The sequence below is a fragment of the Nocardia sp. CA-128927 genome (assembly GCF_050955855.1).
Lineage (GTDB): Bacteria > Actinomycetota > Actinomycetes > Mycobacteriales > Mycobacteriaceae > Nocardia.
Map to the genome: position 1 here is coordinate 3,532,800 of NZ_CP192087.1, position 20,173 is coordinate 3,552,972.

20 protein-coding genes and 1 pseudogene are annotated in these 20,173 nt (G+C 66.4%); 14 read left to right on the forward strand and 7 right to left on the reverse strand.

Annotated elements, in window-relative coordinates; genetic code table 11:
* Nucleotides 1-110: 110 nt before the first annotated feature.
* Entirely contained in the window at nucleotides 111-545 is a 435-nt protein-coding gene (locus ACQPW1_RS16715; protein ID WP_433663616.1) for a 2-keto-3-deoxygluconate kinase, read from the forward strand.
* A gap of 61 nt (nucleotides 546-606) precedes the next feature.
* Here the strand turns inward: ACQPW1_RS16715 and trxA are convergent, their stop codons facing one another.
* Nucleotides 607-981: a thioredoxin gene (trxA, locus tag ACQPW1_RS16720; RefSeq protein WP_433663617.1), complete on the reverse strand. Its 375-nt coding sequence runs from the start codon at nucleotides 979-981 to the stop codon at nucleotides 607-609.
* A 327-nt stretch (nucleotides 982-1,308) separates the two neighbouring features.
* Between trxA and ACQPW1_RS16725 the strand changes: the two genes are divergently transcribed.
* The 4 genes from ACQPW1_RS16725 (at nucleotide 1,309) to ACQPW1_RS16740 (ending at nucleotide 5,188) form a co-directional block, all read left to right on the forward strand.
* On the forward strand, nucleotides 1,309-2,397 hold the full coding sequence (locus ACQPW1_RS16725; RefSeq protein WP_433663618.1) for an isocitrate/isopropylmalate dehydrogenase family protein: 1,089 nt from the start codon (nucleotides 1,309-1,311) through the stop codon (nucleotides 2,395-2,397).
* 182 nt (nucleotides 2,398-2,579) lie between these two features.
* Complete coding sequence (locus ACQPW1_RS16730) at nucleotides 2,580-3,443, forward strand: ABC transporter substrate-binding protein (protein WP_433665259.1); 864 nt, start codon at nucleotides 2,580-2,582, stop codon at nucleotides 3,441-3,443.
* Between the two features lie 21 nt (nucleotides 3,444-3,464).
* Nucleotides 3,465-4,406, forward strand: a complete 942-nt coding sequence (locus ACQPW1_RS16735) for an amino acid ABC transporter permease (RefSeq protein ID WP_433665260.1) — start codon at nucleotides 3,465-3,467, stop codon at nucleotides 4,404-4,406.
* A gap of 29 nt (nucleotides 4,407-4,435) precedes the next feature.
* Nucleotides 4,436-5,188, forward strand: a complete 753-nt coding sequence (locus tag ACQPW1_RS16740; protein ID WP_433665261.1) for an amino acid ABC transporter ATP-binding protein — start codon at nucleotides 4,436-4,438, stop codon at nucleotides 5,186-5,188.
* Nucleotides 5,189-5,282: 94 nt separating this feature from the next.
* Here ACQPW1_RS16740 and ACQPW1_RS16745 read toward each other — a convergent pair whose 3' ends face one another.
* Nucleotides 5,283-6,197: a LysR family transcriptional regulator gene (locus ACQPW1_RS16745; protein ID WP_433663619.1), complete on the reverse strand. Its 915-nt coding sequence runs from the start codon at nucleotides 6,195-6,197 to the stop codon at nucleotides 5,283-5,285.
* A gap of 71 nt (nucleotides 6,198-6,268) precedes the next feature.
* On the opposite strand from ACQPW1_RS16745, the gene ACQPW1_RS16750 reads away from it, so the two are divergent.
* The 4 genes from ACQPW1_RS16750 (at nucleotide 6,269) to ACQPW1_RS16765 (ending at nucleotide 9,481) form a co-directional block, all read left to right on the forward strand.
* The gene (locus ACQPW1_RS16750; protein WP_433663620.1) at nucleotides 6,269-7,630 is read left to right on the forward strand and encodes an FAD-binding oxidoreductase; all 1,362 of its coding nucleotides are present in this window, start codon (nucleotides 6,269-6,271) and stop codon (nucleotides 7,628-7,630) included.
* 115 nt (nucleotides 7,631-7,745) lie between these two features.
* Nucleotides 7,746-8,630 carry an SPFH domain-containing protein gene (locus ACQPW1_RS16755; RefSeq protein WP_433663621.1) on the forward strand — a complete coding sequence of 295 codons (885 nt, stop codon included), beginning with the start codon at nucleotides 7,746-7,748 and terminating at the stop codon, nucleotides 8,628-8,630.
* A gap of 12 nt (nucleotides 8,631-8,642) precedes the next feature.
* A complete protein-coding gene (locus tag ACQPW1_RS16760) occupies nucleotides 8,643-8,795 on the forward strand; it encodes a hypothetical protein (protein ID WP_167769009.1) in 153 nt (50 codons plus the stop codon).
* 86 nt (nucleotides 8,796-8,881) lie between these two features.
* A complete protein-coding gene (locus tag ACQPW1_RS16765; RefSeq protein WP_433663622.1) occupies nucleotides 8,882-9,481 on the forward strand; it encodes a hypothetical protein in 600 nt (199 codons plus the stop codon).
* Between the two features lie 89 nt (nucleotides 9,482-9,570).
* On the opposite strand, the gene ACQPW1_RS16770 is transcribed toward ACQPW1_RS16765, so the two are convergent.
* Nucleotides 9,571-10,419 (reverse strand): class I SAM-dependent methyltransferase, encoded by an 849-nt coding sequence (locus ACQPW1_RS16770; RefSeq protein ID WP_433663623.1) that lies wholly within the window; start codon nucleotides 10,417-10,419, stop codon nucleotides 9,571-9,573.
* 244 nt (nucleotides 10,420-10,663) lie between these two features.
* Between ACQPW1_RS16770 and rpsA the strand changes: the two genes are divergently transcribed.
* Both rpsA and ACQPW1_RS16780 read left to right on the forward strand, forming a co-directional pair.
* Nucleotides 10,664-12,145, forward strand: coding sequence for a 30S ribosomal protein S1 (gene rpsA / locus ACQPW1_RS16775; RefSeq protein WP_379289446.1), 1,482 nt, complete (start codon nucleotides 10,664-10,666; stop codon nucleotides 12,143-12,145).
* 105 nt (nucleotides 12,146-12,250) lie between these two features.
* Nucleotides 12,251-12,883 (forward strand): TetR/AcrR family transcriptional regulator, encoded by a 633-nt coding sequence (locus ACQPW1_RS16780; RefSeq protein ID WP_433663624.1) that lies wholly within the window; start codon nucleotides 12,251-12,253, stop codon nucleotides 12,881-12,883.
* Here ACQPW1_RS16780 and ACQPW1_RS16785 read toward each other — a convergent pair.
* From ACQPW1_RS16785 to ACQPW1_RS16795, 3 genes are all read right to left on the reverse strand, one after another.
* Nucleotides 12,870-15,092: an MMPL family transporter gene (locus ACQPW1_RS16785; protein WP_433663625.1), complete on the reverse strand. Its 2,223-nt coding sequence runs from the start codon at nucleotides 15,090-15,092 to the stop codon at nucleotides 12,870-12,872. The genes ACQPW1_RS16780 and ACQPW1_RS16785 overlap by 14 nt on opposite strands.
* 203 nt (nucleotides 15,093-15,295) lie before the next feature.
* Nucleotides 15,296-15,865, reverse strand: coding sequence for a hypothetical protein (locus ACQPW1_RS16790; protein WP_433663626.1), 570 nt, complete (start codon nucleotides 15,863-15,865; stop codon nucleotides 15,296-15,298).
* A 96-nt stretch (nucleotides 15,866-15,961) separates the two neighbouring features.
* The gene (locus tag ACQPW1_RS16795) at nucleotides 15,962-16,645 is read right to left on the reverse strand and encodes an NAD(P)-dependent oxidoreductase (RefSeq protein WP_433663627.1); all 684 of its coding nucleotides are present in this window, start codon (nucleotides 16,643-16,645) and stop codon (nucleotides 15,962-15,964) included.
* A gap of 99 nt (nucleotides 16,646-16,744) precedes the next feature.
* Between ACQPW1_RS16795 and ACQPW1_RS16800 the strand changes: the two genes are divergently transcribed.
* Both ACQPW1_RS16800 and ACQPW1_RS16805 read left to right on the forward strand, forming a co-directional pair.
* The gene (locus ACQPW1_RS16800; RefSeq protein WP_433663628.1) at nucleotides 16,745-17,434 is read left to right on the forward strand and encodes a TetR/AcrR family transcriptional regulator; all 690 of its coding nucleotides are present in this window, start codon (nucleotides 16,745-16,747) and stop codon (nucleotides 17,432-17,434) included.
* 3 nt (nucleotides 17,435-17,437) lie between these two features.
* Nucleotides 17,438-18,388 (forward strand): AEC family transporter, encoded by a 951-nt coding sequence (locus ACQPW1_RS16805; protein WP_433663629.1) that lies wholly within the window; start codon nucleotides 17,438-17,440, stop codon nucleotides 18,386-18,388.
* A gap of 9 nt (nucleotides 18,389-18,397) precedes the next feature.
* Here the strand turns inward: ACQPW1_RS16805 and ACQPW1_RS16810 are convergent, their stop codons facing one another.
* Entirely contained in the window at nucleotides 18,398-19,522 is a 1,125-nt protein-coding gene (locus ACQPW1_RS16810; RefSeq protein ID WP_433663630.1) for a hypothetical protein, read from the reverse strand.
* A 105-nt stretch (nucleotides 19,523-19,627) separates the two neighbouring features.
* On the opposite strand from ACQPW1_RS16810, the pseudogene ACQPW1_RS16815 reads away from it, so the two are divergent.
* Nucleotides 19,628-20,134 (forward strand): annotated as a pseudogene (locus tag ACQPW1_RS16815) (ABC transporter substrate-binding protein); the annotation flags it as partial.
* Nucleotides 20,135-20,173 lie beyond the last annotated feature (39 nt).

Genomic DNA, 20,173 nt, shown 5'->3' on the forward strand with positions numbered 1-20,173 from the left:
TAGCGGGGTCTGATTCGGACCGGCCCCCTCGCTGCGGGCTGAACGACTTGTTAGTGCTGGTCCCCTCTGTCAACTGAGCCACGACATTCCTCGGGAAGACCTACTTTCAAATGACAATCCTCACTCTCGATACCCAGACGTTCCATGCCGCCGCGCCCAAGGGCCTGCGCCACGAAAGCGCCGACCTCACCCCGGCGCAATTCCACGATCGCTACTGCGAAAACACCGGGCCGATCCGGCTCGGCGAATGGTCGCCCGCGGGTAGCCGCAGCGCCGATTTCGCGGTGACGTTGGAATTCACCGACCATCTCCGCACGGTCGTCGCCTCCGGCAGCCTCGTCGCGGCGATGACCACGGCCCTCTACGAAGAGGGCTATCACGTGGAGATCCTGCAGTTCCACCAGCGCCGCACCGGCGAAGGCACCGCGACCTTCGTGCAGTGTGAGTGCAACGGCAGGCGCGGCTGGGGTGCCGCCCTGGCCGACGACAGCTCCGAATCAACGGTTCGCGCGATGATTGCCGGTGTGAACCTGCTCGGTCGCTGACCAACCGCAAAAGGGCCGTTCCTCTCGGGTGAGAGGGACGGCCCTTTGTGGTTCGGCGGAGTTACTGCTCGGTGCCGGCCTGCTGCTCGGCGAGCTGCTTGCGCACCTCGTCCATGTCCAGCTCCTTGATCTGGGTGACCAGGTCCTCCAGCGCGGCGGGCGGCAGTGCGCCGGGCTGCGCGAACACCAGCACGCCCTCGCGGAAGGCCATGATGGTCGGGATGGAGCGGATGTTGGCGGCGGCCGCGAGCCCCTGCTCGGACTCGGTGTCGACCTTGCCGTGCACGACATCGCCGTGCTTCTCCGAAGAGGCCTCGAAGGTCGGCGCGAAGCTCTTGCACGGGCCGCACCACTCAGCCCAGAAATCGACGAGTACCACGTCGTTTCCGGTGACTACCTCATCAAAATTCTGCTGGGTCAGCGTCTGGGTGGCCATGACGTCCTCTCGTATTCGGTGTGCCAGCTACAACGCCGACAGTTGTCTATATCTTCCATGGACGAATCGCGGTCCGCTGCTGCTGCGCACCCGCGGTAGGCGACCGGCTCGGTATCGGTCGCGTCCCGCCGAGTTGTCCTCAGTAGGGTTCTTCCCCGGCAGCGGTGGCCTGACACCCAGTGATTCCACCAACCGCGTGATCCCCAGAAAATAGCGGTTGCCGAGCGGACGGTGGGTCGGTTCGTCGACTTGCGGGGCGCGGCGCGAGGATGATCTCGTGAGCGAGCGACCTATCCAGACAGCGACGAGCGTCCTCGGGGAACTGTCGTGAGCGCGGCGACCGATCCCACGCTGCGGCTCGGCCTGATCGATGGCGACGGCATCGGCCCGGAAGTGGTGCGCGCGGCCCGGCAGGTCGTCGACGAGGCGGTATCGGCCGCCGGCGCCGCGCCGATCGAGTGGGTGCCGCTGCTGATGGGCCATCGCGCCATCGAGGAACACGGCAACCCGCTGCCGGAACAGACCCTGACCGCGCTGGACAGCGTCGACGCCTGGATCCTCGGCCCGCACGACAACGCCTCCTACCCGGCGGAACACCGCACCGCGGTCGCGCCGGGCGGTGCCATTCGCAAGCGGTTCGGGCTGTACGCCAACATCCGCCCGGCCCGCGCGTTCGCCGGGGTCCGGGCGACAGCGCCGAAGATCGACCTGGTGATCGTCCGGGAGAACAGCGAAGGCTTCTACGCCGACCGCAATATGTTCGCCGGATCGGGGGAGTTCCGGCCGACCGAGGACGTCGCCATGATGGTCGGCGTGGTGACCAGGCAGGCCTGCGAGCGAATCGCGCACGAGGCGTTTCGACTGGCCGGCACGCGCCGCAAGCGGCTGACCATTGTGCACAAGGCCAACGTGCTGCCGATGACCATGGGCCTGTTCCGCGACGTCTGCTATGAAGTTGCCCACGCTTACCCCGGCGTCGAGGTCACCGACGAACACGTCGACGCGACCGCCGCACACCTCGTCCGCGCCGCCGCCGACTACGACGTCCTGGTCACCGAGAACCTCTTCGGCGATATCCTCTCCGACCTCGCGGGTGAACTGAGCGGCTCACTCGGTCTGGCCGCCTCCCTCAACTGCTCGGCCACCCACGCCATGGCACAGGCCGTGCACGGCGCGGCCCCGACGATCGCGGGGCACAACCGTGCGAACCCCGCCGCGTTGCAACTGTCCGCCGCAATGTTGTTGCGTTGGTTGGGGACTCGAGACAGCCGCAGCACGCTGTTGCACGCCGCGGAGCGCGTCGAACGGGGTGTCGCGGCCACCTTCGAGGCGGGCATCGCCACTGCGGACCTGGGCGGACTGGCGTCGACCAGCGAGTTCACCGAACAAGTTTGTGCTAGGGTCCACCGCCGGTAGTCAGAGTGTGGTAGCCCGGAGTGTTCAGCAAGGAACGGATGAATCTTCCGTTACTGTCCAGCACGAAGCGTCTCGGTCGCTTAGATTGCCAACGGGTGGTGACACCCGGGTTTCTTGAATCCGAAATGTGGAGGGCTGCTGTGTCTGTTCGATCGGTTCTTGGCAGGCGCGCCCTGCAGGCGATGTGTGTCGTCGCTGGCGGCGCACTTGTCCTGACGGGCTGTAGTAATTCCGAAGACTCCGGACCCGCGGTACAGAAGGTGGGTGGAATCGAGAAGGTCGACTCCATCGCCGCGCAGCTCCCCGACAAGATCAAGCAGTCCGGCAAGCTGGTCGTCGGCGTGAACATTCCCTACCAGCCCAACGAGTACAAGGACCCGAGCGGCAAGATCGTCGGCTTCGATGTCGACCTGATGGACGCCGTCGCCGCCACCCTCGGCGTCAAGGCGGAGTACCTCGAGTCCGCGTTCGAGAAGATCATCCCGACCATTCAGGCCGGCACCTACGACGTCGGTATGTCCTCGATCACCGACTCCAAGGAACGCGAGCAGCAGGTCGACTTCACCACCTACTTCAGCGCCGGTATCCAGTGGGCGCAGCAGAAGGGCAAGCCGGTCGACCCGGACAACGCCTGCGGCAAGAAGGTCGCCGTGCAGGCCACCACCGTGGAGCACACCGACGAGGTGCCCGCAAAGAGCGCGAAGTGCGTCGCCGACGGCAAGCCCGCCATCGACATCAAGGCCTTCGATGAGCAGAGCGCCGCGACCAACGCCCTGGTGCTCGGCCAGGTCGACGCGATGTCGGCCGACTCCCCGGTGACCGCGTACGCGATCAAGCAGAGCGACGGCAAGATCGAAAAGGCCGGTGCCGCTTTCGATTCCGCGCCGTACGGCTGGGCCGTGCCGAAGAGCTCGCCGCTGGCCGCCGTGCTGCAGAAGGCCGTGCAGAACCTGATCGACAACGGTAAGTATCTGGAAATCGCGAAGGCCTGGGGCGTCGAGGAAGGCGCGATCACCAAGTCGGTTATCAACGGCGCCGCGAGCTGATCGATGACGTCGAACGAAACCATGCCGGCGCCCGGCGACCCCGGGCCCGGTGCGGCAGACCCATCCCAGGAGCCGGAACCGATCAAAGCGGTTCCGCTGCGCAGGCCCGGCCGGTGGATCGCCGCCGCGGTCATCCTGGTACTCGTCGGACTCTTCATCTACGGCGCCGCGACGAACGAGGCGTACAAGTGGAACACCTACGGTAAGTACCTGTTCGACAGCAGGATCCTGTCCGGTGTGGTGGTCACCCTCGAACTGACCGTGCTCGCCATGGCGATCGCCGTCTCGCTGGGCACGCTGCTCGCGGTCATGCGACTGTCGCCGAATCCGGTGCTGCGCAGCGCGTCCTGGGTGTATCTCTGGATCTTCCGTGGCACACCGGTTTTCGTGCAGTTGGTGTTCTGGGGCCTGTTCCCGTCGCTGTACAAGCACATCGTGCTCGGCATCCCGTGGGGACCGCATTTCATCGACCTGGATGTGCAGAGCCTGCAGGCGGCGTTCCTCTTCGCGGTGATCGGCCTCGGCCTGAACGAGGCCGCGTACATGGCCGAAATCGTCCGTGCCGGAATCAATTCCGTCGGCGAAGGGCAGCGTGAGGCGTCGACCGCGCTCGGCATGTCCTGGAGCATGACCATGCGCCGAACGGTGTTGCCGCAGGCCATGCGGGTGATCATCCCGCCGACCGGCAACGAGCTCATCGGCATGCTGAAGACCACCTCGCTGGTCACCGCGCTGCCGCTGAGCACCGACCTCTTCGGCCGGGCCCGCGATATCTACGGCGTCAATTTCCAGCCGGTGCCGCTGCTGCTGGTCGCCGCGACTTGGTATCTCATCGTCACCAGCGTGCTGATGGTCGGGCAGTTCTACCTGGAGCGCTACTACTCGCGCGGCCTGTCCCGGCAGTTGACCGGTAAGCAGCTGCAAGATCTCGCCGACGCCCAGACGATCGTGAGGGCGAAATGAGTACGGACACAATCAAAGACGCCCAGCCGATGATCCTCGCCGACCGGGTATGCAAGAACTTCGGCGCGTTGCAGGTGCTCAAGGGTGTCTCCCTGGAGATCGGCCGCGGCGAGGTGCTGTGTGTGATCGGGCCCTCCGGCTCGGGCAAATCCACCTTCCTGCGCTGCATCAACCACCTCGAAGAGGTGAACGCGGGTCGGCTCTACGTGGACGGCGAGCTCGTCGGCTACGAGGAGAAGAACGGCAAGCTCTACGAGCTGCATCCGCGCGAGGCGGCGCGGCAGCGGCGCGAAATCGGCATGGTGTTCCAGCATTTCAATCTGTTCCCGCATCGCACGGTGCTGGAGAACGTGATCGAGGCGCCGACCCAGGTCAAGAAGGTCCCCAAGGCCGAAGCGTTGGCCAAGGCCAAGGAGCTGCTCGACCGAGTCGGCTTGGCGGAGAAGGCGAATGCCTATCCGGCGCAGCTGTCCGGCGGGCAGCAGCAGCGGGTGGCGATCGCTCGCGCGCTGGCCATGGATCCGAAGCTGATGCTGTTCGACGAGCCCACCTCCGCGCTGGACCCGGAGCTGGTCGGCGAGGTGCTCGCCGTCATGCGTGAGCTGGCGCAGTCCGGCATGACCATGGTCGTGGTGACCCACGAGATGGGCTTCGCCCGCGAGGTGGCCGACAAGCTGGTCTTCATGGACGGCGGCGTCATCGTCGAGGCGGGCGCTCCGCGCGAGCTGCTGGCCAACCCGAAACACGAACGCACCCAAGCGTTCCTGTCCCGGCTGCTCTAGACCGCCCCTTCCGGGGTCCTGTACCTCCCACAGAGCGTCCATACGGCCCACAGGGCGTTCCGCCCTTGTGAACCGTATGGACGCTCTGTGCGTCTCAAGGGCGTACCGGTGTCGCTTTGCCGCCGAGTGCGATGCGCAGTTGGCCCAGTAGCACTTTGGCGGCGGGGCTTGCGGGGCGATCGGTGCGCCATACCAGGGCGAGTCGGCCGCGTAGTTCCGGTTGGGTGATGCGGACCGTGCGGACGCCGAAAGCTGTTGCCTCCTCGGGGGTCAACCCCGGGACGACCGCGATGCCGAGCCCGTGGGCGGCGAGTTGGAGCAGCAGTGGGGGAGCGGCGGCTTCGAAGGCGACGTTCGGCTCGAATCCCGCTGCCGCGCAGGAGCGTTCGAAAACGCCGCGCAGGCCGGTGCCGCGCGGCAGGCAGATCAGTGGGTGATCGCGTAGGTCGATGAGTGGGATGTCGGCGCCGTGTGTGCGGTCGTCGGCGGCTACTGCGGCGACGATCGAGGTCTCCAGCACCACGTCCACTCCGATGCCGGAATCCATTGACGCGCCGGTCATTCCGATCAGCGCCACGTCCAGATCGCCCCGGCCGAGCGCGGCGAGCATGCGTTCCGAGGTGTCCTCGGTGAGGCTGATGCCGACCTCCGGGTGGTCGTCGTGGAAGTCCGCCAGCACGCCGGCGACGTTCAGCTCCTCGGTGGCCGCGCCGGAGATCAGGCCGACGCGCACGTGGCCGCGCAGCAGACCGGCAAATTCGTCCACCGTCTCGGTGATGCGTTCGGTCGCGGCCAGCGCGGCGCGGGCGTGCTTCAGCACCGCGGTCCCGATCTCGGTCGGCGTCACCGTGCGGCTGCCACGGTCGAGCAGTTGCTGGCCGAGCTCGCGTTCGAGCTGACGGATCTGCGCGCTCAGCCCGGGTTGCGCCAGGTGCAGGCGGGCGGCGGCGCGGGTGAAGTTCGCTTCCTCCACCACGGTGACGAAGTAGCGGAGCTGACGCAGTTCCATAACTAATGATTCTAGCTTCGATAAGATCTATCTGTTGTACTTCTCGCTCCGGGGCGAGCATCGTCGAACTCATGGGAAACAACGCAGCGCACACCATCGACCTCGACTCCTTCACCGGCCCGGTCTTCCGCCCGGGTGACACCGGATACGACGAGGAGATCGCCGGCTTCCAGACCGCTTACGCGCACCGGCCTGCACTCGTCGTCGCCGCCGTGCACGCCGAGGATGTCCGCGCCGCGGTGGAATACGCCGCGCGGCAAGGTCTTCCGGTCGCGGTGCAGTCTACCGGGCACGGACTGTCCGTCGCAGCCGACGGGGGAGTGCTGATCAGCACCCGCCGGATGACCACCCTCGAGATCGACCCCGCGACCCGGACCGCCCGCGTCGGTGCCGGAGTACGCGCCGGAGCCCTGGTCGAGGCGGCCGCGGCGCACGGGCTCGCGCCACTGAACGGTTCCTCCCCGTCGGTCGGCGTGGTCGGCTACCTCCTCGGCGGCGGAATCGGCCTGCTGGCAAGGGAATTCGGCTACGCCGCCGAACATGTGCGCGCCATCGAGCTGGTCACCGCCGACGGCCGGGTGCGCAGGCTGGTCCCCGGCGACGAGCTGTTCGGCGCCGTCCTCGGCAGCGGCGGCAACTTCGGCGTGGTGACCGCGATCGAGCTGAGCCTGCTGCCCGTCACCGAGGTGTACGGCGGCCAGCTCATGTTCGACACCCCGCTGGTCGAGCAAGCCCTGGAAGCCTGGAAGCAATGGACCGCAACGGTTCCCGACGAGCTGACCTCCACCGTCGCCATGCTGACCTTCCCCGACATCCCGCAGGTCCCCGCCCCGCTGCGCGGCCGCTACGTGGCCTCGTTCCGCATCGCCTTCAACGGTTCCGTCGAGGAGGGCGAGCGGCTGGTCGCCCCGCTGCGCGCGGTGGGCGACCGCCTGAAGGACGACCTGCGCACGATGCCCTACACCGAATCGCACACCATCCACAGCGACCCCGACCACCCGCACGCCTACGCCGCCACCAACGCACTGCTCAGCGAACTCACCGGAGAAACGTTGTCCGCGTTGCTGTCCGCGGCGGGCCCGGACTCCGGCGCCGACGCGGTAGTCGACATCCGCCACCTCGGCGGCGCACTGAGCAACCCGAGCGAGACCGGCACCGTCGTCGGCCATCGCGACGCCGCCTACATCGTCCGCGTCATCACCGATCCCGACGACGACACCGCGGCCAAGGACAAGATCCGCACCGCACTCGCACCGTGGACTGTCGGCCACAGCCTGAACTTCCTCTACGGCGCGGGTAACGACGCCGACGAGGCGCAAACCCGGGCCGGATACGCCGCCGACACCTACGCAGACCTCGCGAACCTGAAGGCAAAGTACGACCCGCACAACATGTTCCGCTTCAACCGCAACATCCACCCCGCCACGAACTGATCCACCGCCGTGCCCCGGGAACCTCTGCTCCAGAGATTCCCGGGGTTTTCGGCAGTGCCGGAGCGGTCCGGAATCTGCTATCTTCGTGATATCACTTTGATACCTGGAGGATGTCATGAAGCTTCGGCCCGCATTGCACGTCAACGGCTTCTTGGTGCTGGTGGCGTGGCTGGTGCTCACCCTCTTGTTCGGCGGCGCGGCGGCGCTCGGCTACGTCGCGATGGCGCAGCACCACAATGTGCCCGCGTTGGTCGGGGCGATCGTCGCGAGCTTCTTCGTGCTCGTGCTGCTGCTCTCGGCGACCGGCCTGATCGTGGTGAACCCGAACGAGGCTCAGGTCGTCCAGTTCTTCGGCCGGTACATCGGATCGGTGAGCGAGCCGGGTTTCTACTCCGTGCTGCCGCTGACCGACCGCAAGCGAATCTCGTTGCGCGTGCGTAACTTCGAGACGCAGAAGCTGAAGGTCAACGACGCCGACGGCAACCCGGTCGAGATCGCCGCCGTCGTGGTCTACCGCGTGGTCGACAGCTTCAAGGCCGCCTTCGCCGTCGACGATTACGAGGAGTACGTGCAGACCCAGTCCGAGGCCGCCGTTCGCCACCTGGCCACCACGCATCCGTACGACTCGCACGACGACAGCCGCACCAGCCTGCGCGACGGCGCCGAGGTGGCCGAGGAACTCACCGTCGAACTGCGCGACCGCACCCTGCTCGCGGGCATCGAGGTCCTCGAGGCTCGCATCACCCACCTCGCCTACGCGCCGGAGATCGCCCAGGCCATGCTGGTCCGCCAGCAGGCCGCCCAGGTGGTCGCCGCCCGCACCCAGATCGTCGAGGGCGCGGTCGGCATGGTCGGCCTCGCGCTCGACAAGCTCACCGAGCAGGGCGTGGTGGAACTGGACGAGGAGCGCCGCGCCACCATGGTGTCGAACCTGCTGGTGGTGCTCTGCGGCGATCGAGCCATCCAGCCCGTCGTCAACACCGGCTCCCTCTACAACTGAGCGCCGACGCCCATGGCTGAGCGCAAGAAGCTCCTGCTACGGCTCGACCCGGCCGTCCACGAAGCCATCGCCAAGTGGGCGGCCGACGACCTGCGCAGCATCAACGCCCAAATCGAATTCGCCCTCCGCCTCGCGCTCGAACAGGCAGGCCGCAAACCGAAATAGCCGATCTCTCATGATCCTGGGGAACTGGTGCAGGCATCGCCCGACACCGGTTCCCCATGATCATGTACGGCGGCTACCGTGAGTGCGTGCCAATCTCGTTCGATACCAGCGGGCTACAGCAGGTCGACAGCAACTCGTGGGGGGATCCGAGTACCGGCGATATCGTCACGATGAACTACTTCGACCTGGTACCCGATCTGCCTGCGCCGCTCGAAGAGGTGGACTTGCTGCGGCGCGGGCTGGCCGAGCGGTCCGCCGAATCGGGTTGTCTGATCGAGGCTTTCATCATCTGGGTGGACGCCGTGCCCGCGTTGCTGCGGGTGGAGAAGTTGCCGATGCCGAACCAGCAGCACGGGCTGGTGTTCGCCGCGTCGATCGTGGTGCCGAAGGACCGGTGCAGCGCGGCATTCCAGATCCTCTGCCCGGAGACCGGGACCACCGGTGTCCGCGAGGCCGTCCTGATGACCCAGCTCGGTTACGAAAACATGTTCCCGCCGCATCCCTATGCGCCGGGCCTCAGCGGCCGCCTGCCCTACAACGCCGCCGACGACATGCGCTGGGACGACCAGTTTCCCGACCATCCGCTCACTCGCGCCCGCCGTTGGGTGGCGCGCACCGTCCCCACCGCTCGCCTGGCCCTCGGCTTCGCCGCGCTACCCCCGTTCACCGGCCCGCTGCGAACCTGACCTGCTCCGCCGCACACCTTTTGACATCCGCACGCGTGTCAGTGCGGCGAGTTGCTGTGCGGGAAATCAAGAGGTGTGCGTCTGTTCGGTCAGGCGGGCTTCTCGGTGACGAAAATAGCGGTGCCGGGGAAGATCTCGCCGCGCAGCGGGCTCCACTGGCCCCATTCGCGGTCGAGCCACTCCGGCCAGTCCGGTTCGACGATGTCCACCACCAGCAGCCCGGCGCCCACGATCTCGCGGACCCGGTCGCCGACGGTGCGGTGGTGTTCGACGTACGTCGGCTCGCCTTCGGCGTCGACCTCTACATAAGGCGTGCGGTCGAAGTAGGGGATCGCGGCGGTGAGCCCGGCCGGGCCGGGATCGTCGGGGAAGATCCAGCGCATCGGATGGTTCACCGAGAACACCCACCGACCACCGGGCCGCAGCACGCGGGCGACCTCGCGCATCACCTGTGCGGAATCGGCGACGAACGGGATCGCGCCGAACGCCGAGCAGGCCAGGTCGAAGGATTCGTCGGCGAAGGGCAGCGTCTCCGCGCCCGCCTGGATCAGCGGCACCTGCGGCCCGCCCCGCTCCATCGCGGCCCGGCCACGCTCCAGCATCCCCATCGATAGGTCGAGTCCGACCGGCTGCGCTCCCTGTCCGGCGAGCCAGCGCGCGCACGGCGCCGAGCCGCAGCCGATCTCCAGGATTCGCTTGCCCGCGACGTCGCCGAGGAAACGCATGTCGCCCTCGTGCAGGCCTTCCGGGCACCAGACGAACTCGCCGTCTGGGGAATCGACGCCGAGGAAGTCGGCGTGCGTCTCGTGGTACTGGCCCGCGTCGGCATCCCACCAGCGACGGCTGGCCTGTTGACTAGCGGCGGAGCCGATTCGGGAGCGCGCGGTTCCCGCGGTCCCGAGCACCGTGTTTGCATATGCATGGCGATCTTCCGACACGCCGTCAGAGTATCCCGGCGTGGCGGGCGGACCGGTTTGCCCGGCCGGACCAAGGTCGCGTACGCTGAACGCGCGAGTGCCTTAAGTACAGCCGTACCGGAGTCAATCACCCGCTGAGTTTCATGTGCGTTACGTGCGGTACGTTCCTAGTGTCCGTCTTCACACCCAGCGCGGTGAATTCGCCAGCGTACCGAAAGTTCCAATGTCCGCAACCGACCACAATCCGTCCGGAGCAAACCGACATATGCCCACCACCGTCACCTCGCCGCAGGTAGCCGTCAATGACATCGGCTCCGCCGAGGATTTCCTCGCCGCCATCGACGCCACGATCAAGTACTTCAATGACGGCGACATCGTCGAAGGAACCATCGTCAAGGTCGACCGCGACGAGGTCCTGCTCGACATCGGTTACAAGACCGAAGGCGTCATCCCTTCCCGCGAACTCTCCATCAAGCACGATGTCGACCCGAATGAGGTCGTTTCCGTGGGTGATGAGGTCGAGGCTCTTGTTCTCACCAAGGAGGACAAGGAAGGCCGCCTGATCCTGTCGAAGAAGCGGGCTCAGTACGAGCGCGCGTGGGGCACGATCGAGGAGCTCAAGGAGAAGGACGAGGCCGTCAAGGGCACCGTCATCGAGGTCGTCAAGGGCGGCCTGATCCTCGACATCGGTCTCCGCGGCTTCCTGCCTGCCTCGCTCGTCGAGATGCGTCGTGTCCGCGACCTCCAGCCGTACGTCGGCAAGGAGATCGAGGCCAAGATCATCGAGCTGGACAAGAACCGCAACAACGTGGTTCTTTCCCGCCGCGCATGGCTCGAGCAGACCCAGTCCGAGGTCCGCAGCGAGTTCCTGCACCAGCTGCAGAAGGGCCAGGTCCGCAAGGGTGTGGTCTCCTCGATCGTCAACTTCGGTGCCTTCGTGGACCTTGGTGGCGTCGACGGCCTGGTGCACGTCTCCGAGCTGTCCTGGAAGCACATCGACCACCCGTCCGAGGTTGTCGAGGTAGGCACCGAGGTCACCGTCGAGGTGCTCGACGTCGATCTGGATCGCGAGCGGGTTTCGCTGTCGCTCAAGGCGACTCAGGAAGACCCGTGGCGTCAGTTCGCCCGGACCCACGCGATCGGCCAGATCGTGCCCGGAAAGGTCACCAAGCTGGTTCCGTTCGGTGCGTTCGTGCGCGTCGAGGAGGGCATCGAGGGCCTCGTGCACATCTCCGAGCTGGCCGAGCGCCACGTGGAGGTGCCGGACCAGGTTGTCGCCGTCGGCGACGACGCGATGGTCAAGGTCATCGACATCGACCTCGAGCGTCGCCGGATCTCGCTCTCGCTGAAGCAGGCGAACGAGGACTACCACGCCGAGTTCGACCCGTCGAAGTACGGCATGGCCGACAGCTACGACGACCAGGGGAACTACATCTTCCCCGAGGGCTTCGATCCCGACACCAACGAGTGGCTCGAGGGCTTCGACAAGCAGCGCGAAGAGTGGGAAGGCCGGTACGCCGAGGCCGAGCGTCGCCACAAGATGCACACCGCTCAGATGGAGAAGATGGCGGCCGACGCCGCGGCCGAGGCCGCGAACGGTGGCGGCTCGTCGAACTACTCCTCCGAGAGTGGTTCGCAGGCAGCGTCGTCTTCCTCCTCCTCCAGCTCGTCCGAGTCGGCCGGCGGTTCGCTGGCCAGCGACGCGCAGCTGGCGGCTCTGCGGGAGAAGCTCTCCGGCAACGCCTGATAGGTACGTGTGACGAAGGCCCCGGTCCACTGGACCGGGGCCTTCGCCCATTTCGGGGCCGTGTTGGCCATTTCCGCCGGCCCGCTCCCGGTATTCTGAACGATGATGTCCGATGCCGCGGTAGAGCTTCCGTCCACTTCCTGGGAGCGCAGGAAGATCGAGGCGATGAGCCGGATCCAGCGGGTCGCGCTGGATCTCTTCGACGAGCACGGGTACCGGAATGTGACGATCGAACGGGTCGCCGCCGAGGCGGGCGTATCGCCCAGCTCGGTCTACCGATACTTCGGCACCAAGGAAATGCTCGTCCTCTACGACGAGGCGGATCCGAAAGTCCTCGACGCGGTGCGCACCGCGGGTGGGGACACCACCGTCGAACCCGCGGACCTGATCGCCGTCGCACGGATGCTCGTCCCGCTGCTGATCGAATCGCTGCTGACCGAGGAATCGGAGCACCGGATCCGCCAGCGACTGCAATACACGGCGGCCATCCCCGAGATCAAGGTCGGCCAGATCAAGCAGATGCGCGACCTCGAGGATCAGTTCCGGGCGCTGTTCGCCGAACGAACCGGCTTCGATGCCAACGACTTACGCGTCCGGATGGCCGCGGCCACCGCGGTCTGGGGTTGCGTGGCGGCCCTGGACCATTGGGCCGCAAGGGATTTCGCCGGACGGCTCAAGGACGTCTATACCGAGGCCGTCGGATCGATCATCGATCAGATCGAGATCATGTTCCGCTAGTCGCGCGCTCCGCCCGCAGCTTCGGCAGCCACCAATTCCAGCGGCCGAACAGTCGCATGAAGGCGGGCACCAGCACCAGCCGAACGAGCATCGCGTCGATCGCGATGGCGACGGCCAACGCGAAACCGATCTGCTTGAGCTCCAACACATTCGCCGTGACGAAGCTGGCGAAGACGGCCACCATGATCGCGGCCGCCGCGGTGATCGGCCTGGCCGTGCGCTGCAATCCGTCGGCGACCGCCGCCGCGTTGTCGTGATGGGTGTCCCAGTGTTCCTTCATCCGGCGGATGAGGAACACCTCGTAATCCATCGACAGACCGAACAACACGGCGAACACCAGCATCGGCAGATAGATCTGCAGGAACCCGCTGCTGTGGAACCCGAGCGCGGATTCGCCGATGCCGTGCTGGAAGACCGCGACCGTAATGCCAAGTGCCGCACCGGTGGCCAGCAGATTCAGCAGGATCGCCTTGACCGCGAGCACGATGCTGCGGAACGCGACGATCAAGAAGGCGAGCGAGACGGCCAGCACGAGGGCGATCACCCAGGGGAAGCGGCCGGTAATCCGTTGGGACACATCGACGAACAACGCCGTCGTGCCGCCGATGCGGACCTCGGCGTCGTTGAGCGACGCTGCGCGGGAACGGATATCGGAGACCAGATCGGTGGCGTCCGTGGAGCCGAACGCCGCGTGCGGGACGACGGCCGCGAACATCCTGCCGTCCGCGTACTGCGGCAGCACTGTCGCGATCCGTGGATCGTGCGAGAGTTCGTTGATGAACCGGTCGGCTTCGTCACGTGCGCCGCTGGTCATCGGCGACGAATCCGTACCCGTCGCAACCACTTCGATCGGTGCGAGCAGGCCCGGGGTGAAGTTCTTCTCCACCAAGGCGATTGCCTGCCCGGGGGGGCGGTCGACGAGTGCCTCGGTGCCGACGTCGACGCCGTAGCGCAGGCCGGTGAGCGGGGCCGCCGCCACGAGTAAGAGCGCTACACCGATCGTGCCGAACAGCACCGGTCGCGCCATCACGATGTGCGCCCACCGCGCCCAGGCGCTGGAGCCCGTCGTCGATCGAACCTCTGCGGGACGCATCCGCGCGGGCAAGGCGCCGCGATTCACCGCCGGGCCCAGCGTCGCAAGCAGCGCGGGCAGCAGGGTGAACGCGCCCGCCATTGTCGCGATCACGGCCGTGACCACTCCGATGGCGATCCCGTTCAACATCGGCAACCCGACCACGGCCAGCGAGCACAGCGAGATCATCACGATGAGTCCGGACGCGAGGACCGTCCGTCCGGTGGTGTCCATCGCCGCGCCGACGGCCTGATGAATGGCGTTGCGGTCCCGGCGGTTTCGGACGCCGCGGCGGGTCAGCTCCTCGTTGAAGCGGCTGACGATGAACATCGCGTAGTCGATCGCGGTGCCGGTGGCGATCATCGTCGCCACCGAGAGCACGAGGGAATCGAAGGCGAGGAAGGTCGTCAGGCCGAAGAGCGCGCCGACGGCCACCGCGATGCCCGCCGCGGTGACGGTGATCGGCAGCAGCGCGGCGGTCAACGCGCCCAGCGCGAGCACCAGCAGTACCGTCGCCACCGGGATGCCGAGGGTTTCGGCGCGTTGCAGGTCGGTCGTCTCGATCTGCATCATCTCGGCCTGGATCGGGGCGTAACCGGTGAGCATGACCTGGGTGTCGTCGCCGGAACCGGTCTCGATGGCCGTCCGCAAGCCCTGCACGATCCGCACTCGTGCCGTGATGTCACCGTCGATGCCGACGATGCCGAAGGCGGTGTGCCGGTCGGCGGATATCTGCGCGGCATTGCCGTCGAACGGGCCGATCGCCCCGGCGATGCCCGAGGTCTGCCGGGCGATGCCGACGGCGCGATCGATCGTCGCGCGGTACGCCGGGGCGTCGACGGTGTCCTTGTCCGAGTGGAAGACGATCAGATCCTGTTCGATGCCGAACCGGGAGAAGTGTTCCGCGACAAGCTGATCGACCGCGACCGAATCGGAGCCCGGCACGGAGTAGTCGGGTGTGCCGAGTCGTGCGTGCAGCGCGGGGTAGGCCGCGCCGCACACCACCACGAGCAGCAGCCAGACCCCCAGCACGACCTTGCGATGCCTGGCCATCGCGACACCCCACCGCCCGGCCGCACCCCACCGCGGTGCCGGTGTCGGCGGTTCCGGCCGCTCGAGGATGGTGGGTTGTGCCATGGCCCCTCCAAGGTTTGCTATCTGACAGTCACTATCAGGTGCTGTCGGCAAGCATACGAATACAGAGGGAAAGTTAGCAAGGGACTGTCAGATACCTATGTCAGCCGCACACCTTCTGATTTCCCGCACCACGACTTGCCGCGCTGACACGCGTGCGGATGTCAGAAGGTGTGCGTCTGTGGCGTAGCACCGGGCTGCCGAAGTTAGTTCTCGGCGTGGTGCTCCCGCTGGCCAGTCTGGCGGAGGCGGCGGGAGGGTTTGGTCGTTCCGCGGTTCACCTGTGGCGGGGCTGCCGGTGGCTTGGGCGGGGCGACGCCCTGGGCCGTGGTCAGGGCGACGACCTGGATTTGCTCCAAGCGCAGGCCGAGTCCGGCGAGGCGGGCGATCACACCGAGGCGATGTTCCGGCAGGCCTGGCCGAATCGGCAGGGGTTCCCGTCCGGGCCTGCGTAGCGCATAGGTTCTGCGCTCGGTGTCGAACTCGATCGGCGCGCCATCGCGCACCGCACGATAGGCGTCGAGGTCCAGGTCGGTGTGCCGAACCGGATCGATCATCAAGGCCTCGATCAGCCGTTCGGCATGCGCGAGCCGCATGTCTCGATCCGGCGGGTCCAGGTATTCCACCCGCCGCGCGACCCGCCACCGATATCCATCGGCGGCGGAGCGCAGCAGGTGCCGATGCCGTTCGATCTCAGCCGCCAGCTCAACCAGCCGGTCGACGTCGATGTGCATCGGGTCACGCGGGTCGGGCATCGAAGCTGGGACGTCAGGCATTGCGCCTCCTCGGTCGAGTTGCCAATTACGTTGGGCAACAACTCGATCGACGTCCGACCTGGTTTCTATTGTGGCAGAGGGGTACGACAGGTTTCGTCAGTAGCCGACGGTGAACCGGCGTTGGATGAAGCGCGGCTGTTCGACCTCGTCGAGCAGGGCGACGGCGAGATCCTCGGCGGAGAGATCGCCGCCGTCCCCAGCGACGAGCAGTTGGTCACCGCCCACACGGAACCGACCCGTGCGAGCACCCGGGTTGATCCGGCCCGACGACGGGCTGAGGTAGGTCCAATTGCGATTGGACAGCCGGTAGACGTTCAAGGCCGAGCACAGGGCTCGCACCACTTCGGCGTACTCGGCGGGTACCTCGAGGTCCTCGGTGAGGGTGCGGGTGAACGCCGCACCGGTATCGACTAACTGCAGTCCGGGCGCGATCTCCAGGCTGCCCGCGCCGCCGACGGAGATCACCCGAGTCCGCGGATGACGCTCGAGCGCGCTGACCATCTCCTCTGCCCCGATCACGAAGTTGTCTGCGTTGGCGATGGTGTCGTCGATACCGTGTCCGGCGTTCACCGCGCTGATCACCACATCGAGACCGGTGATGGCCCCGGCGATGCTGTCGGCGTCTAGCCAGTCGGCGACCTGCCAGTTCACGCTGCCGCGCTCGGCGGGAAACCGATCGGCGTCCCGGGTGAACGCGGTCACCCGATGTCCGCGCTGTGTTGCCTCGGCGACGGCGCGGCTTCCGATGACACCTGTTGCGCCGAAAATCCCGATATCCACGATCCACTCCCTCAACGATGTTCAGTTACTACACGCCGTTTAGTAATGACACGGGAGATATTAGCCAAACGCTGTAGAGTGTCAACCGTGGTGGAGGTCGTGCGGAGTCGCAGAGAGCGCATGCGTGCGCAGGCGTCCGGTGAAATCAAGGCCATTGCCCTGCGGTTATTGGCCGAGAGCGGTCCCGACGCGGTCTCCCTGCGCGCCATCGCCCGCGATATGGGCATGACCGCCGGCGCCATCTACGGCTACTACGCCACCCGCGACGAGCTGATCACCACCCTGATCGCCGACGTCTATACCGCCCTGCTCGATCGGGTCGAGGCGGCGCGCGACGCGATCCCCGCCGACGATCCGGCCGGGCGCATCGTGGCGTGGGGCGAGGCCGTGCGCGACTGGGCGATCGCGCATCCCGCCGAGTTCCGGCTCATCTACGGCGACCCGGTCTCCGGCTACCAGCCGCCACCCGGCGGGCCTGCTGTCGCCGCCGAACTGCGTGCCTGCACCGGCCTGGTCGGCCTGACCGCCGCCGCGTGGCCACATGCGGAGAAGCGTCAAACCATCGGTGACACAACGTGGTCCGAGTTCGACGAGGGCCTCGTCGAGCACGTCCGCGCAGACTTTCCCGAACTACCGCCCGCGGCACTGCAACTCGCGCTGCGCATGTGGGGCCGCATGCACGGACTGATCGCGCTCGAGGTCTACGGCCACCTGGTGCCCCAATCCCGTGATCCCGCAAAGCTTTACCACACGGAGATGCTGGACCTGGTCCGTTCGCTCGGGTTGTAGCCTGTGAGCGATCTCGTTACTACCGCCGGGAAACTGGCCCCGGTGGCGCTGGTGTTCGGTGCCGGAGTGGTCTTCGCACGGCGCAAGGTGATCGGGGCGGAGGCGTCGAAGGCGTTCTCCGAGTTCGCTTTTCTGTTCGCGATTCCGTGCTACCTGGTCGGCTCGCTCTACTCGAGTGACCTGGGGCGGCTGTTCGATCCGCGGGCCATTGCCGCGTATCTGGTGACCGCGCTGCTCGGCATGGTGGCCGTCGGGTTCTGGTCGCGGCGGGTGACCGGGGCCGATGCGCGCGGTGTCGCGTTGCGGATCATGGCTGGTGTGCAGGTCAATACGACCTACTTCGCGATTCCGGTGTTCGTGCTGCTCTTCGGCGATGTCGGCCCGATCTTCCCGATCATTCTGTTGCAGGTCTGTGTGCTCACCGTCGTCGTCATCGCGGTGATGGAATTCGGTGCCGGACAAGATGATCCGGACAAACCCGCGAGCAGTTCGGTGGCGCGCGGGGTGCTGGCGGCATTGGCGACGCCGATCGTCGTGGCCTGCTATCTAGGGATCGCTGCGAACGTCGCTCGGGTGCCGGTGCCGCGCTGGCTGCTGGACGCGCTGTCGTTCGCCGGTAACGCCGCCGCGCCCGTGGCCTTGTTCGCGCTCGGCCTGCACCTGGGCGGAACGGGACTGCGATTGCGCGGCACGCTGCGCGACGAATACGCGCTGATCGCGTTCAAATGCCTGGCGTTCCCGCTGCTGGCACTGCTGATCTGCAAGTACCTCTTCGGTATCCACGGCATCTGGCTGACGTATCTGGTGCTGATCGCCGCGATGCCCGCGCCGCAGAACCTGTTCATCTTCGCCCAGCGCTACGACACCGACGTGGACCTCGCCGCGTCGGTCGTCGCCAAGACCTCGCTGGTGGCGCTGCTGCTGTTGCCTGTGTGGTTGCTGGTCGCCCGGTGACCGGGTAGCTCAGAGCCCGAGGTAGCTCACGGTGGCCGCGAACATGATGCCGGTGAACAGTGGCCAGAACAGGATCTTCGGCAACAGGTTGTCCCGCCAGGAGACGACCTTGCGGAAGGTGCCGTGCAGCAGCATCGTGGCGTTGAGCGCGACGAGCAGTGTCATCACATACAGGGTGAAGTACCAGTACTCGATGTAGGAGATGCCCGCGGAACCGATCTCCGATCTGGCCGCGTTGTCGTTGACCGCGACGACGAGCACGGTGGACACGGAGAAGGTGATGATCGCGAAGGCGGTGAAGCCGGAGATCGGGCGCCGGTCCGGGTCGGTGGTGATCACGAACAGCGACAGGAACATCAGCACGGCGAGCAGCAGCACCGGCACGATCCGCCCGAGCAGCGGTCCGAGCAGTCCGCGACTGACCCCGACGTTGAAGTACAGCTCGTCGGTATTGGCCAGGCCGGGATGGGCCAGCATGCTGTACTTCTGCTGATTCAGGCTCCACACCGTGTAATCGGGTTCCCAGTCGCCGAACACGAGGCCGGGGTCCAAGCCGTTGAGCGCACGCGCGTCCCACGGCGGAAACGATTCGAACGAGGGCACCAGCTGGACCTGACGGATCATGTCGACCGGGCGCATGCGCAGCCAGATGTCCTGGTGATCCAGCGGATAGTCCTCGTAGTTGAACTGCTGCCGGATGATCGTCGAGAACGACCAGACCACCACGCGGTTCTCGCCGAGCGGGTACTCGAAGACCTTCTTCGGGCAGTGCGGGTCCTCGGCCTCGAGTAGCTGGACGCCGAGCTGGACGTCCTCGGGGAAGCCGGGCGGTATGTGCTGCCAGATGTGCCCGGTGGCCTTGACGTTGTGGGCGTTGACGAACTGCAGCGAGTTCACCAGCACGCCGGTGGACAGCCGGGGCACGACCTGATCCTGCGGGAGATGCGGCGTCACAACCGCTTCGGCCTCGGCGTAGGTCGACACCGTGGTACCGATCTCCGCGATTGGAGCGTGCCGGCTTCCGGCGTGCGTCCAGGAGTACACGGTGCCTGCGGCGAGCATCAGAGACACGGCGATGGCGGCGAGCCACAGCAGCAGCTTCCACTTCGGCACCAAGCGTTCCCTGATCGGCACAGCCAGGAGAGTAGCTCGAGGTTAGCCATCGGCTCGGTATCCACCTCGTCGGTGGGTATGTCGCGCCCGGCTCGGTGCATGTGTCCGATTTCACTGATAATGCTAATGGAAATCATTACCAGTAGTCTACGATGCTGGCATGGCTTTCTTTCGGATCGGGATGTGCGCTGCCGCAACGGCATTCGTAGTCGGGCTGACGGCCTGCTCGGCGCCGGGGCAGACATCGGGGGATCCCGAGCAGTTCGTGGTGATCGATACCGAGGAGCTGGGCGACTTCAGCCCGCTGCTCGGGCAGGGAAAAACGGAGAATCGAAGATCTTCGAGAGCCTGTATCGGGTGGCGGAAGGGGTAACCGACCGGATACCGGAGGCGGTGCCGGTGCTCGCGGCCGGGCCGCCGGAGCCGGTGGACGGGGATCTGTCGCGGTGGCGGGTGCATACCCGGACCGGCGTGACCTTTTCGGACGGCAGCTCGTTCGGACCGGAAGATGTTGTGGCGACGTATAACTCGCTCATCGATCCGGCGTTCGCCGCCCCGATCGCCGCGGACTACGACTTCCTGCGCGCGGCCAAGCAGACCGGGCCGAACACCGTCGAATTCGAATTGACCGGCGCGTATGCCGATTTCGATCATCGACTGTTCCTGGCGATC

Excerpts from the sequence above, each read along its gene's own strand:
- ACQPW1_RS16715 (WP_433663616.1), top strand. The coding sequence starts at position 111 with ATGACAATCCTCACTCTCGATACCCAGACGTTCCATGCCGCCGCGCCC.
- trxA (WP_433663617.1), bottom strand. The coding sequence starts at position 981 with ATGGCCACCCAGACGCTGACCCAGCAGAATTTTGATGAGGTAGTCACC.
- ACQPW1_RS16730 (WP_433665259.1), top strand. The coding sequence starts at position 2,580 with ATGTGTGTCGTCGCTGGCGGCGCACTTGTCCTGACGGGCTGTAGTAAT.
- ACQPW1_RS16735 (WP_433665260.1), top strand. The coding sequence starts at position 3,465 with ATGCCGGCGCCCGGCGACCCCGGGCCCGGTGCGGCAGACCCATCCCAG.
- ACQPW1_RS16740 (WP_433665261.1), top strand. The coding sequence starts at position 4,436 with ATGATCCTCGCCGACCGGGTATGCAAGAACTTCGGCGCGTTGCAGGTG.
- ACQPW1_RS16745 (WP_433663619.1), bottom strand. The coding sequence starts at position 6,197 with ATGGAACTGCGTCAGCTCCGCTACTTCGTCACCGTGGTGGAGGAAGCG.
- ACQPW1_RS16750 (WP_433663620.1), top strand. The coding sequence starts at position 6,269 with ATGGGAAACAACGCAGCGCACACCATCGACCTCGACTCCTTCACCGGC.
- ACQPW1_RS16755 (WP_433663621.1), top strand. The coding sequence starts at position 7,746 with ATGAAGCTTCGGCCCGCATTGCACGTCAACGGCTTCTTGGTGCTGGTG.
- ACQPW1_RS16760 (WP_167769009.1), top strand. The coding sequence starts at position 8,643 with ATGGCTGAGCGCAAGAAGCTCCTGCTACGGCTCGACCCGGCCGTCCAC.
- rpsA (WP_379289446.1), top strand. The coding sequence starts at position 10,664 with ATGCCCACCACCGTCACCTCGCCGCAGGTAGCCGTCAATGACATCGGC.
- ACQPW1_RS16780 (WP_433663624.1), top strand. The coding sequence starts at position 12,251 with ATGTCCGATGCCGCGGTAGAGCTTCCGTCCACTTCCTGGGAGCGCAGG.
- ACQPW1_RS16785 (WP_433663625.1), bottom strand. The coding sequence starts at position 15,092 with ATGGCACAACCCACCATCCTCGAGCGGCCGGAACCGCCGACACCGGCA.
- ACQPW1_RS16790 (WP_433663626.1), bottom strand. The coding sequence starts at position 15,865 with ATGCCTGACGTCCCAGCTTCGATGCCCGACCCGCGTGACCCGATGCAC.